Origin of the sequence: Pollutimonas subterranea (genome assembly GCF_002849655.1) — a bacterium.
In the GTDB taxonomy this organism is placed as follows: domain Bacteria; phylum Pseudomonadota; class Gammaproteobacteria; order Burkholderiales; family Burkholderiaceae_B; genus Pollutimonas; species Pollutimonas subterranea.
Genome location: NZ_PDNW01000011.1, coordinates 15,507 through 28,948, shown reverse-complemented (window position 1 = coordinate 28,948; position 13,442 = coordinate 15,507). Strand labels below are relative to the sequence as shown.

The 13,442-nt window shown below is 58.3% G+C and carries 12 protein-coding genes; 1 reads left to right on the top strand and 11 read right to left on the bottom strand.

Translation table 11 applies throughout. From position 1 onward, the window contains the following. Positions 1-54: 54 nt before the first annotated feature. The 8 genes from CR159_RS13290 to CR159_RS13255 all read right to left on the bottom strand — a co-directional run bounded on the left by CR159_RS13290 (position 55) and on the right by CR159_RS13255 (position 9,587). Positions 55-1,086 carry an amino acid ABC transporter substrate-binding protein gene (locus CR159_RS13290; protein ID WP_102074558.1) on the bottom strand — a complete coding sequence of 344 codons (1,032 nt, stop codon included), beginning with the start codon at positions 1,084-1,086 and terminating at the stop codon, positions 55-57. Positions 1,087-1,134: 48 nt separating this feature from the next. Beyond that, on the bottom strand, positions 1,135-2,409 hold the full coding sequence (locus CR159_RS13285; protein WP_102074447.1) for a phenylacetate--CoA ligase family protein: 1,275 nt from the start codon (positions 2,407-2,409) through the stop codon (positions 1,135-1,137). Between the two features lie 14 nt (positions 2,410-2,423). After that, complete coding sequence (locus tag CR159_RS13280; RefSeq protein WP_102074446.1) at positions 2,424-3,254, bottom strand: ABC transporter ATP-binding protein; 831 nt, start codon at positions 3,252-3,254, stop codon at positions 2,424-2,426. 63 nt (positions 3,255-3,317) lie between these two features. Further along, complete coding sequence (locus CR159_RS13275) at positions 3,318-4,646, bottom strand: ABC transporter substrate-binding protein (protein ID WP_199173321.1); 1,329 nt, start codon at positions 4,644-4,646, stop codon at positions 3,318-3,320. A gap of 101 nt (positions 4,647-4,747) precedes the next feature. Continuing rightward, positions 4,748-5,812, bottom strand: a complete 1,065-nt coding sequence (locus CR159_RS13270; RefSeq protein WP_102074444.1) for a branched-chain amino acid ABC transporter permease — start codon at positions 5,810-5,812, stop codon at positions 4,748-4,750. Between the two features lie 32 nt (positions 5,813-5,844). Further along, entirely contained in the window at positions 5,845-6,774 is a 930-nt protein-coding gene (locus CR159_RS13265) for a branched-chain amino acid ABC transporter permease (RefSeq protein WP_102074443.1), read from the bottom strand. Positions 6,775-6,789: 15 nt separating this feature from the next. Beyond that, a complete protein-coding gene (locus CR159_RS13260) occupies positions 6,790-7,587 on the bottom strand; it encodes an ABC transporter ATP-binding protein (protein WP_102074442.1) in 798 nt (265 codons plus the stop codon). Next, positions 7,587-9,587, bottom strand: a complete 2,001-nt coding sequence (locus tag CR159_RS13255; protein WP_199173320.1) for an AMP-dependent synthetase/ligase — start codon at positions 9,585-9,587, stop codon at positions 7,587-7,589. Before CR159_RS13255 ends, CR159_RS13260 begins: the two co-directional genes overlap by 1 nt. A 131-nt stretch (positions 9,588-9,718) precedes the next feature. Here CR159_RS13255 and CR159_RS13250 point away from each other — a divergent pair, with 131 nt between their 5' ends. Further along, positions 9,719-10,393, top strand: a complete 675-nt coding sequence (locus CR159_RS13250; protein ID WP_102074441.1) for a Crp/Fnr family transcriptional regulator — start codon at positions 9,719-9,721, stop codon at positions 10,391-10,393. Between the two features lie 47 nt (positions 10,394-10,440). Here CR159_RS13250 and CR159_RS13245 read toward each other — a convergent pair whose 3' ends face one another. From CR159_RS13245 to CR159_RS13235, 3 genes are read right to left on the bottom strand one after another with little or no spacing between them, the layout of a single operon-like run. Beyond that, complete coding sequence (locus tag CR159_RS13245) at positions 10,441-11,736, bottom strand: sulfate adenylyltransferase subunit 1 (RefSeq protein WP_102074440.1); 1,296 nt, start codon at positions 11,734-11,736, stop codon at positions 10,441-10,443. After that, positions 11,736-12,644, bottom strand: a complete 909-nt coding sequence (cysD, locus tag CR159_RS13240) for a sulfate adenylyltransferase subunit CysD (protein WP_102074439.1) — start codon at positions 12,642-12,644, stop codon at positions 11,736-11,738. Before cysD ends, CR159_RS13245 begins: the two co-directional genes overlap by 1 nt. Before the next feature lie 10 nt (positions 12,645-12,654). Further along, complete coding sequence (locus CR159_RS13235; protein ID WP_233208319.1) at positions 12,655-13,323, bottom strand: phosphoadenylyl-sulfate reductase; 669 nt, start codon at positions 13,321-13,323, stop codon at positions 12,655-12,657. Between the last annotated feature and the right edge of the window lie 119 nt (positions 13,324-13,442).

Here is a 13,442-nt window from a genome sequence, read left to right as displayed (position 1 = left end):
GAAAAAGCGTGGCCGAAAGCCACGCTTTTTCGTTGGTCGTGCTGACCCGGTTCGTTAACGCACCGGCAAGGCGTACATCAATCCGCCGTCGGTCCATTGCGCATTCAAGCCACGCTGTATTTTCAATGGACTGCCTTCGCCTACGTTGCGATCAAAGCTTTCGCCGTAGTTGCCGACCTGCTTGATGATGTTATAAGCCCATTTTTCGTCGACGCCCAGGTTCTTGCCGGCCCCGGCCGTAACCCCCAGCAAGCGCGATATATTGGGGTTGGTACTTTTCAGCTGTTCGTCGACATTCGCAGCGGTAACACCAAGCTCTTCCGCTCCGATCATGGCATGCAAGGACCACTTCACCAGGTTGAGCCACCTGTCGTCGCCCTGACGCACGAACGGTCCCAGGGGTTCTTTTGAGATGATCTCGGGCAACACGACATAATCGTCGGGATTACTGAGCTTTGAGATACGGATTGAGGCAAGGCCCGACGCATCGGTGGTGAACACGTCGCAGCGCCCCGCCGCAAAAGCATTGACCACTTCATTGAACTGCTCAATGACGACCGGCTTGTAGTTGACGTTATTGGCGCGCGCCCAGTCGGCCATGGTATTTTCATTGGACGTGCCGGTCTGCATGCAGACGGTTGCGCCATTGAGTTCTTTCGCGCTTTTCACGCCCAGCGCCTTGGGCACCAGAAAGCCCTGGCCATCGTAGAAATTGATGCCTGCGTGTATTGCGCCCAGCGCCGTGTCACGCTGCTGCGTAACCGTAGTATTGCGTGCCAGCAGGTCGATTTCGCCGGATTGCAGGGCGGTGAACCGTTGCTGCGAATTCAGCGGCACTGCCTTGAACTTGGACGCATCGCCCAGGACAGCAGCGGCCACGGCACGGCATACGTCGATGTCCAGTCCCTGCCATACGCCCTTGGCGTCGGGCGCCGAGAACCCGGCAAAACCGGTGGTCACGCCGCATTGCACCACACCGCGGTCCTTGACGACATCGAGCGTATCGGCATGAGCCAGCGGCATGCCTGCCAACAGGGCCACTGTGCCTGCGGCGATGGCGCCTCCGGCGTATTTGAGCTTACGCATAACATTCCCCTTACGATAAGTATCGGGCTTCATTCTAAATGAATAAACTTAATCGTAATTCCGTATATCGTCGATCACCTTGCCGTCGTTGGGCAGGCTTCCGGGCTCGACGGCTTCGATCTCGGCCCGCAATTTGGTGAGCTCGCGCACGGACTCGGCCACCTTCACGAGAAGCTCGGGGCTGGGCCTGGCGCACTCCACCTTCAAGACCATGACGTCGCTGCCGATCTTGCCGCTGACTTCCAGCCTGGCCTTGCCGACCTCGGCATGCCGCTTGATTACCTGTTCGATCTGGCCGGGATGTACGAACATCCCGCGCACTTTTGTGGTTTGGTCGGCACGTCCCATCCAGCCCTTGATGCGAATATTCGTACGGCCGCAGGGGGACATGCCCGGCAAAATGGCCGACAGGTCGCCCGTGCCAAAGCGCAGCAGCGGATAATCGGGATTCAGTGTCGTGACAACAACCTCGCCCACTTCGCCGGCCGGCAGGGGCTGGTCGCTGCCGGGCCGTACGATTTCCAGGATGATGTCTTCGTTGACCACCAAACCTTCACGTGCAGGCGTTTCGTAGGCAATCATGCCCAGGTCGGCACTGCCGTAGGCCTGGTATCCGGTGATGCCGCGCTCGGCAAACCACTGGCACAGCGAGGGCGGAAACGCCTCGCCGGAAAACAGTGCCTTGGTCATGGACGGCAGCTTAACCCCCATGTCGTCGGCTTTCTGCAGTATCAATTTCAAAAAGCTGGGCGTGCCGGTATAACCCGCCGGAGACAGATCAGCGATGGCCTGCACCTGCTGTTCGGTCTGGCCCACCCCCCCAGGGAATACCGTGCAACCCAGGGCGTGCGCCGCCGTTTCCATCATTGAGCCGGCCGGCGTGAAATGGTATGAGAAGCAGTTATAGACCAGCTCGCCCGGACGGAAACCCGCCGCGTAAAGCGCTCGCGCAAATCCCCAGTAGTCGGGACGCTTGCTTTCGGGTTCGTAGATAGGGCCCGGCGATGCAAAGACCCGCGCCGCCTCGCCCCATCCGATGGCCGAGAAACCACCGAAGATCCGGCTGACTGCCGGCAATTCCTGGCCGGCCTTGCCTTGGCGCATGGCAAGTTGCGCCTGTAGTAGTTCGCCCTTGCGTACTACGGGAATCCGGGAAAGGGTTGCCCGGTCTTGTACGCTGTCGGTATCCACATTCTGCAGTTGGCGGGCAATGGCGGGAGCACGCTCGCGTGCCGCTTTCAGGGCACCCGGCAGGCTGTTCAACAGGGCCTGCTCACGCTCGGGCGCCGGGGCCCGTTCGCGTTCCTCGAAATAGGTATTCATGATTAGTCTTGCCTCTAGGCCAGCCAGCGTTTGCGCCGCCGGTAGAACTTATTGTCGCGGAAACTCTTGCGCTCGCCGCTCGATACGCCCAGGTAGAACTCTTTGACGTCTTCATTCTCGGCCAGGGCCTTGGCGGCTCCGTCCATCATGACGCGCCCGTTCTCCAGGATATAACCGTAGTCGGCATAGCGCAGGGCAATATTGGTATTCTGTTCAGCCAGCAGGAAGCTGACGCCTTCGCGCTGGTTCAGGTCACGGACAATTTCGAAGATCTCCTCGACGATCTGCGGCGCCAGCCCCATCGACGGCTCATCGAGCAGGATCATGTTCGGATTGGCCATCAGGGCCCGCCCAATAGCCGTCATTTGCTGCTCACCGCCCGAGGTGTAGCCCGACTGACTGCCACGGCGCTGCTTGAGTCGCGGAAAATACTGGTAAACCTTGTCGAGGGAAGCGTTTAATTCGCCTCGGCTGATATTGCGTGTATAAGCGCCCGTCAGCAGGTTCTCTTCTATCGTCAGGTGGGCGAAACAATGCCGCCCTTCCATGACCTGCACCACCCCTCTTTTAACGAGATCCGCGGGTGTAAGGCGTTCAATGCGTTCACCCCGGTAGTCGATATTTCCCTTGGTCACGTCGCCGCGCTCGGCCTTGAGCAGGTTGGATACGGCGCGCAGCGTGGTTGTCTTGCCGGCGCCGTTGGCGCCGAGCAGGGCCACGACCTTGCCTTCGGGCACGCATAGCGACACGCCTTTGAGCACCAGGATCACGTGGTTGTATATGACCTCGATCCCGTTCACATTCAGGAGAATGTTGGGGGCGGCCGCCTCGACACTTGCATTCATATGATTTCCCTGCAATCGGTTCATCCCGGCCGCAGCGCGAAGCGCGGCCGGGTTCTTCTCACCTTACGAGGCGTCGCAATTACGCGTTTCGAGTTTTTTCTCGGATGCGTACTTGGCAGCCAGGTCTTTCACGAGCGGATCCACGAACTTCTTGTCGGACTGGTACCAGTCCGAGACGATGTCAAACTTCTTGCCGTTCCACTGGATGATGCGGGCCCAGTCATCGCCCATGTGGTTCTTGCAAGAAGTCTGGACCGGACGCATCAGCTTGGCGAAGCCCAGTTCTTCCAGGCGTTCCTTGGTGATGTTCAGGTTCTCGAAACCCCAGCGGACTTGCTCAGGCGTCATGTGCTTGCCCTTGCCGTACTTTTCCTGGGCTGTGCGTATGGCCTCGACCTGCAACATCGAGATCATCATGCCGCGCGTATGGGCAATGGTGCCGACATACTTGCCATTGGTATCCGTGCCCTGGCCTTTGTCGTAGACATGCTTTTTAAGGTCGTCGTGCACCCGGCCGTGATCGGCGCTATTGTGGATCGTGATGCCGTTGTAGCCCTTGGCGACGGCTCCCAGATCCTGGACGTCGTTCTCGGAACTGGCCCACCAGATTCCGTACATCTTGTCACGCGGATACCCTACAGCCTGCGCCTCGCGAATAGCCGTAGGCGTCATGATGCCGGCGCTCCACAGCAACAGGTAATCGGGTTTGCTCTGGCGGATTTGCAACCAGGTGGATTTCTGCTGGACGCCAGGAGCCGTGACGGGATAGAGCTGCAGCTCAAAGCCATTGGTCTTGGCGCGCGATTGCAGAAGAGCGATGGGCTCTTTGCCATAAGGCGAATCGTGATACACCAGGGCGATTTTCTTGCCCTTGAGCTTATCTTCGCCGCCGACCTTCTTGGCGATGTCCTGGATCATGACATCGGCGGCAGTCCAGTACGTACCCAGCAGCGGGAAATTCCATTTGAAGACCGAACCATCTGCCGACTGCGACAAGCCATAACCCACCGTTTCGATGGTAAAGCCATCGACAATGGCCTTGTCGGTCAGGGCGAAGGTAATGCCGGTGGACTGGGTATCAAAGCCGGAAGCACCGCCGTTCTTGTTCTTCAGGCGTTCGTAGCACTCGACGCCACGGTCGGTGGCATAAGCCGTTTCACATTCCTCATATGTGATCTTGACGCCATTGACGCCGCCATCGCGTTCGTTGACCAGCTTGAGGTAATCCATTTTGCCATCGGCCCATGGAATGCCCAGTGGCGCAAACGAACCGGTGCGGTATGCCAGCAACGGTACGAATTGTTCTTCAGCGGCAGCCGCCGGCAAGGACGCCGCTGCCAGCGTACCGGCAACAGCAATCATGGCTGCGGCCAATTTAAATGAACGTTTCATCTCCAAGTCCTCCTGATGGTGTCTGTGTGCACCGTTTGTGATTCGGCATGGTCAAAATAGCCAGCCGAGCTTACTGATTGATGGTGTTGATCAAAGGCGGTTCAATGCGGGAATGGCCAGATACGAAGTTTCTCCTTGCCTATGCTCCAGAGCCGGGCCAAACCGTGAGGCTCGACGATCAGGAAGAAGACGATGAGTCCGCCAAATACCATGTGCTCGATATGCGAAGCCGTATCCACGGCCAGCGGTATACCGAACATATGCGGAACATTGGTCAGGAATACCGGCACCAGCACCATGAAGGCGGCGCCGAAGAAGCTGCCCACGATGGAGCCCAGTCCGCCAATAATGACTATGAACAGCAGCTGCAGCGAGCGGTTGAGATCGAAGGCGAGCGGCTCCCAGGAACCCAGGTGGATGTATGCCCATAGGGCCCCGGCCACGCCAATGATGAAGGAGCTGACCGCGAAGGCGGTGAGCTTGGCGTAGATGGGTCGAATCCCGATCACCGACGCCGCGACGTCCATGTCGCGTATTGCCATCCATTGGCGTCCGATGGCGCCTCGCACGAGGTTCTTGGCCAACAAAGCGAATATCGCCACGAAGATGAGAACGAACAGATAGCGCTGGACGGGTGTTTGCACTGGCAGGCCAAACGCCTCCAGCGCGGGTACTGACACATTGCCGGAAGACGAGTAATTGGTAAAAAACGGTATGCGCAGGAAGGCCCAGTCGACGAAGAATTGCGCGGCCAGGGTGGTGACGGCCAGATAAAGACCGCGAATGCGCAAGCTCGGCACACCAAAGATGACCCCGACCAGCGTCGCGAAGACGCCGCCCAGCAGTATTTGCACGACCAGGGGCGTGGCCGGCATCCGCACGCCAAAGTTCCAGGCGGCATAAGCGCCCACCGCCATGAAAGCGCCCGAACCAATCGAGATCTGCCCGCAGTATCCCACCAGAATATTCAGGCCTATGGCGGCGAGCGACAATATCAGGAACGGGGTCAGGATAGCCTGCAGGAAATAGTTCGAGGCAAACAGCGGAATCAGCAAAAAGGCGACAAGCAGCACCAACAGGATGAAGAAGCGATCCTGGCGTATGGGAAAGATCTGTTGATCTGACCGATACGTGCTTTTGAACTGACCGTTTTCACGATAAAACATAATGGATATCCAGTCTTCTTTTAGTTAAACCATCAAACACGGTCGATGATTTTTTCACCAAACAATCCTTGCGGGCGAAATAGCAGGAACACGAGCGCCAATACATAGGCAAACCAGATCTCGATCCCGCCCCCTACGAAGGGGCCCAGATACACTTCCGAGAGCTTCTCGCCGACGCCGATGATCAGGCCGCCCACGATGGCGCCCGGTACCGAGGTAAGGCCTCCGAGGATGACGACGGGCAAGGCTCGCAAGGCGGCCGTTGACAGAGTGAACTGGACACCGAACTTGGACCCCCAGATGATGCCGGCCACCAGCGCGACGATGCCTGCGACGGTCCATACCACCACCCAGATACGGTTCAAGGGTATGCCGATAGACTGTGCGGCCTGATGGTCGTCGGCCACCGCGCGCAGTGCGCGCCCCACCGAGGTGTACTGGAAGAATATCGCCAGCACGGCAACCAGCAGCGCCGACACTCCTGCAGCGGTAAGGTCTTCCAGGCTGATCAATATGCCGCCCTCGAAGATCGTATCGAAGATGAAAACCGGATCCTTGGGCATGCCGACATCGATGGAATAGACGTTGCTGCCGAATATGATCTGCCCCATGCCGTCGAGGAAGTAGCTGATTCCTATGGTTGCCATCAGGAGGGTGGTGCCTTCCTGGTTGACCAGGTAGCGCAATACCCAGCGCTCGATGGCAATGGCGATGACCCACATGAAAATACCGCTGATGATGAAGGCGAGTACATTGGCCAGGAACAGGCTTTCAATTCCCAGCCACTGCGGTATCCATTCGGAGAACCGCGCCATCGACAACGCGGCAATAAGCACCATGGCGCCCTGGGCGAAGTTGAAAACGCCGGATGCCTTGAAAATAAGAACAAAACCCAGCGCGACCAGCGAGTACAGCATGCCCGTCATCAGGCCGCCGAACAGGGTTTCCAGGAAAAATGCCATTTCTGTCTTCCTTGTTTAATGGCTGGCGCCCAGATAGGCGCGTATCACTTCAGGATTCTGGCGGACTTCGTCCGGCATGCCATCGCCGATTTTCTTGCCGTAATCGAGGACCACTACGCGGTCGGAGACATCCATGACCACACCCATGTCGTGCTCGATAAGCACAATGGTGGTGCCGTACTCTTCATTGACATCGAGGATGAAGCGGCTCATGTCCTGCTTCTCTTCGATATTCATGCCGGCCATGGGCTCGTCCAGCAGCAGGATGCGAGGTTCCATGGCCAGTGCCCGGCCCAGGTCCACCCGTTTCTGCAGGCCGTAAGGCAGGCGACCCACCGGCGTCTTGCGATAGGCCTGGATCTCTAGAAAATCGATCAGGTTCTCGACGAACTCGCGATGGGCGATTTCCTCGCGTTCTGCCGACCCCAGCCGAAAAGCCTGGGCCAGTATCCCGCTGGTCATGCGCAGATTGCGACCGGTCATGATGTTGTCCAGGACGCTCATGCCTTTGAATAAGGCCAGGTTCTGGAACGTGCGCGCAATACCCATTTCGGCGGCGCGCCGCGAATTCATCTTGGAGAATTTGATGCCGGCCAATGTGATCTCGCCCTGTTGCGGGGTGTAGACGCCGTTGATCACATTGAGCATCGAGCTTTTACCCGCGCCATTGGGTCCGATAATGGCGCGGATCTCGTGTTCGCGCACATCGAAGGAAATGTCGGTCAAGGCCTTGACGCCGCCGAAGGCGAGCGAGATATTTTGCAGATCAAGGATGGTTTCCCCGATCCGTTGGTCGCGAGCAGCTTGACTCATTACGCAGCCTTCCTTGTGTTTCCTGGGAACGTCTTGGCATCGGCGATTTTCAGGTCCGCCGAAATAACGCCTGTGCGACCGTCCTCGAATTTGACTTCGGTTTCGATGAACTGATTGGGCTTGCCGTCGAAAAGGGCCTGAACCAGGACCTGGTATTTCTGGGCGATGTAGGCACGCCGCACCTTGCGGGTACGGGTGAGCTCGTCGTCGTCGGGGTCGAGTTCTTTGTGCAGCACCAGGAATCGCGAGACTTGCGAGCCACACAGCTTCGGGTCGGATGCCAGGTCGGCATTCACGTCCTCGACGCAACCGCGAATAAGTTCGTAGACTTCGGGCTTCTGCGCCAGATCGGTATAGCCGGCATAAGGCAAACCCTGGCGTTCAGCCCAGTTGCCCACCGCTTCCAGGTCGATGTTGATAAAGGCGCAAACGATGGATTTGTCTGCGCCGAAGGCGACGACTTCCTTGATGTACTGGAAGAACTTGAGCTTGTTTTCGATGTACTTGGGCGCAAACAGGCTGCCGTCGGCCAGCTTGCCGACATCTTTGGCACGGTCGATGATTTTCAGCTGGCCGTCTGTGTCGAGGTAGCCCGCGTCGCCCGTGTGATACCAGCCGTCGGCGGTATAGGATTCCGCGGTAGCTTCGGGGTTGCGATAGTATTCCTTGAAGAGGCCAGGACTCTTGACCTGGATTTCACCATTTTCAGCCACCCGGATCTCGACCCCCTTGACGGGAGGCCCGACGGTATCGGCGCGCACCTGCCCGTCCGACTGGACGCACACGAAAACCGATGTTTCGGTCGAGCCATAGAGCTGCTTCAGGTTGATGCCGATAGAGCGGTAGAACACAAAAAGATCGGGCCCGATTGCCTCGCCGGCTGTATAGGCCACGCGAACGCGGCTCATGCCCAGTGCATTACGCAAGGGGCCGTACATGAAGAGGTTGCCGATGCTGTAGCGCAAGCGATCCCAGGCACTGACGGACGGATCTTTGTCGAGTATCTTCACCCCCACCCGGCGTGCAAGACCCATGAAGGAATGGAAGAGCTTGCGCTTGATGGCACTGGCGTCTTCCATGCGGATCATGACGTGGGTCAGCAAGCCTTCGAGCACACGCGGCGGCGCGAAATAGTAAGTCGGCCCGATGTCGTGCATGTCGATGGATACGGTGTCGGGCGACTCCGGATGGTTGACGGTAAAGCCGGTCACCAGGAACTGCGTGTACGAAAACATGTTCTGGCCTATCCAGGCTGGCGGCAAGTAGGCCAAGACCTCTTCACGATCCGTCAGATTCTCGAGTTCTTGTATGGCAAGCCCGCGATCGATAAGCGCATGATGGGTAAGCACCACGCCCTTGGGCTTGCCCGTCGTCCCCGATGTGTAGAACATGGCGGCGGTATCGCCCGGCTTGACCGCCGCAATGGCCCGATCAACGTAGCCGGGGTTGGCAGCCGCATGTTCACGGCCAAGCACCAGCAGCCGGTCGAACGACAACAAATTTTCACGCGTGTAGTTGCGCAGCCCGCGCGGATCATCGTAAACCACGTGGCGCAGGGCCGGGCAGTCTTCAGCGACTTCCAGCATTTTGTCGACCTGCTCCTGGTCTTCGACAATGGCGAGACGGATGTCGGCATCCTGGAACACATAGAGCATTTCGGCCGCAATGGCGTCTTGATAGAGCGGAACCGGAATGGCGCCCAGGCACTGCGCGGCCATCATCGACAGATACAGGCGCGGTCGATTTTCGCCCACAATGGCGATGTGCTGACCGGCTTGCACGCCCAAGGCCGCAAAGCCGCCGGCCAGTTCGTGCATCTGGTGCGAAAGTTCGCTCCAGCTTATGGTTTGCCAGATGCCGAGATCTTTCTCGCGCATGGCGGGACGGGCTCCGCGCACCTGGGCGTGGTGCAGTACCAAGGCCGGGAACGTGTCGGGTCCCGCAGATATGTTTTGCGTAGGCAGATTTTGCGCCACGGTGTCTCCTTCAGCCAGTATCATTCCCCTTTTATTTAAGGGCTTATGCTTATATTTGTGTCAGGCTGTTATTCAGCTTATCGTAAAGATATAGCCTTGCACTAGCTCCAACTGTCGTGAATATGACATTCCCGCTTTTTCTAGGGTAAATCCTCATGCACCTGAAGGACTCTCTGTACGATGCTGCGGCGTGGCTGTCTTTGTTGACGACCGAGCAGCAAGATCGCGTACTGCGAGACGTTTCGATTACGCAGTATCCGGCCGGCGCCATGATCGAACGCAAAGGCGAGAAAGCCTATGCATGGATAGGCGTGCGCAGCGGCCTGGTGAAGGTATCGGTGGGCACTCCCGACGGCAAGCTCGCCTCGCTGACCGGCGTGCCGTCCGGCGGCTGGATAGGTGAAGGGTCGTTGCTAAAGAACGAAATACGCAAATACGACATTGTGGCCTTGCGGGCCAGCACTATAGTCAGGCTGCCGGTCGCCACCTTCAATTGGCTGCTTGACACCAGCATCCCGTTCAACCGGTACTTGCTGCATCAACTGAACGAGCGCGTCGCCCAGTTCATAGGCAAGGCCGAGTACGATCGCCTGCTCGCACCTGACGCCCGGGTGGCCCGCTGCCTGGCCGAACTGTTCAATCCCTTGCTTTATCCCGGCAAAAGCATGCGCCTGGATATCACTCAGGAAGAAATCGGCTATCTTGCCCGCATATCGCGCCAGCGTACCAACCAGGCATTGCGCACGCTCGAGGCTGCAAACCTGTTAAGGGTCGAATACGGGGCCGTCCAGGTTCTGGACCTGGACGGATTGAAACAATACAGCCTCTAGTGAGCTGTTAAGCTGCGGACTTTTCTCGTCTTATCCCCCACGGGATGTCAGCGCATCATTCCTGCGGCGGCAGTCTGGTGCGTGGCGGCATCAATCAAGATAAAGGAACCCGTTACCGGATGATCGGCATAGGGATCCACGGCCAGGAGGTCTCTGGCGACCAGCGTAACGTGGCCAATGTCGTTCATCTCTAGTACACCGCTGGCCTGGGCGTGCTGCAGCTCGTATATGTCGCGGCGACTGTGCACCGTCTTGACTCTTGCCTGCGTAAGCTTGGTGCCCTGCTTGAGCCAGTACAAGCGTTGCGGACTGAGAGACTGCTGGTCGAGCCAGCAAAGCTCGGCATCGAATTCCTTGGTCACACGCACCGGCTGGTCTGACTGCACCAGGAGGTCGCCGCGCGAGACATCGATATCGCGATCCAGCACGACCACCACGGTGTCTCCGGCTACGGCAGAGTCCACGTCCATCTCGAACCGCAGCAGCCGCGACACTTTGGCGACCTGACCCGAGGGCTGAACGCTGATCTCGTCGCCGACGTTCAAGGTTGCGCCGGCCAATTGACCCGCATAGCCGCGAAAATCGTTTGTTCCATGGCCGCCATGGCGTATGACCCATTGCACAAAGAAACGAGACCCGCTGTCCGCAACCGCCGCAGCCACGGGCAGGCCTTCAAGCAAGCTCAGCAATGGGGGTCCGTCATACCAGGGAGTATTCGCGGAGCTTTCCACGACGTTGTCCCCCTTTAGCGCCGACATGGGGACAATGTGAAACTTGGCCATGCCCAGGTGTTCGGCGAGCGCGGTGTACGCGCTGCGTATGCGCTCAAAGACAGTTTCGTCCCAATCGACCAAGTCCATCTTATTGACGGCCACGACAATATGCTGCAAGCCGAGCAAGTGCGCCAGGGCGCTATGCCGCCTGGTTTGCGCAAGCAATTTGCCATCGTGCACGCGAGTTGCGTCAATAAGTATGATCGCCACGTCGGCGGTTGATGCTCCCGTCACCATATTGCGCGTGTATTGCTCGTGACCCGGGGCATCGGCCACAATGAATTTACGCGCCGGCGTGGCAAAGTAGCGGTACGCCACATCGATGGTAATGCCCTGCTCGCGTTCGGCTTCCAATCCATCGGTCAGCAAGGACAGGTCGATGTCGGTGGCGGCGACCCGCTTGTACTTGGAGCGCGTAATGGCGGCCAGCTGATCCGCGAACACGCCCTTGCTGTCATACAGCAAGCGTCCGATCAAGGTGGACTTCCCGTCATCGACGGAACCTGCGGTAATCAGGCGCAGTACGCCGGTATCGATCGCCGATATCCACGATTCATTGACAGCATTCATCAGAAATACCCCTGCTTTTTCCGGCGCTCCATGGAAGCCTCCGAGGTTTGATCGTCCATGCGGGTGGCGCCGCGCTCTGTGATGGTACTGATGGCCGTCTCGGCAATGATGGCTTGCGGGCTATCTGCCGCGGACTCCACCGGACACGTGCACGAAATATCGCCCACTGTGCGAAAACGTACCGTCGCCATCTCGGCGCTTTCATTACTCCTGGGCGGCGTAATGGCCGTAACGGGCACGAGCAGCCCGTTACGCCTGATAACCTCGCGTTCGTGCGCATAGTAAATGGAAGGCAGATCCAGGTTTTCGCGAGCGATGTATTGCCAGACGTCCAGTTCCGTCCAGTTGGATATTGGAAAAACGCGCATGTTTTCACCAGGATGCACCTTGGTGTTGAACAGGTTCCACAGCTCCGGCCGTTGCGCCTTGGGATCCCACTGTCCAGACTCGTTCCTGAACGAAAATACCCGCTCCTTGGCCCTGGCCTTCTCTTCGTCGCGGCGCGCGCCTCCCATGCAGGCATCGAAACCAAATTCCTCGATCGCCTCGAGCAGCGTCGTGGCTTGCGCCGCGTTGCGCGAGTCGCCCTCGCGGCGCAGCACCACCGTTCCGCGCTCGATAGAGTCCTGGACACTGCGCACGATCAATTCGGCGCCCAGCTCGGCGACGTGCCGGTCGCGAAAGGCAATGACTTCGTCGAAGTTGTGTCCCGTGTCTACGTGCAAGAGCGGAAAAGGAATGCTCGCAGGATGGAAAGCTTTTTGCGCAAGGCGCAGCAGGACGACCGAATCCTTGCCGCCGGAGAACAGCAACACGGGACGTTCGCACTCCGCCGCCACCTCGCGCAATATGTATATGGCTTCGGATTCCAGCCAGTCCAAGTGTGTCCGTGAAGAAATAGCGCCCATGGTCCTATCCTTATGATCCTGGCAGATTGCCGGCATGCAATCCGCATTCTTTCGAAAGTTTTTGTTCCCACCACCAGCGTCCGGCACGCAAGTCTTCGCCCGGCCGCAACGCGCGCGTACAGGGCTCGCAACCAATGGATGGATAGCCTTTATCGTGCAAGGGGTTATAGGGAATGGCCATGGCGCGGATCATGGACCAGACCTCGGTGTCGGTCCATGCCGCCAATGGGTTGTACTTCTGCAGTCCAAAGACATTGTCGTATTCGGCATCGGCCAGATCCGCCCGGGTCAAGGATTGCTCACGCCGCTGTCCTGTAAGCCAGGCGGAACGGCCCTTCAATGCCAGGCGCAAGGGCTGTACCTTGCGTATCGCGCAACAGGCTTTTCGCAATTCCACGCTCTCGTAGAAGCCGAATTCGCCGTGTTTGGCCACGTGGGCCTGTACCGCCGATTCATCAGGCTTCAGCACCTGTATTGCTACGCCATAGCGCTGCTTGACCACGTCTATCATCGCAACCGTTTCGGCCGGCAAGCGACCGGTATCCAGCGTAAAAACCTGGATCGGCACGCCACTTTCGAATATGGCATGCGTCAGAAGCATGTCTTCGGCGCCGAAGGACGATGCGAAGACCGCATCGGCATGTCTGGCGCTGATTGCTTCCAGCGTTTCCAGCAGCAAACGCCATGAGTGCCTGGTGTCGAAATCTGGAGGAGGATGAAGTGTGCTCACGTCTTACCTGTACTGCCCTGTTCGGGACAAGTCGCCGAGGATCGATTCTTGCTTGCTGCAACACACGC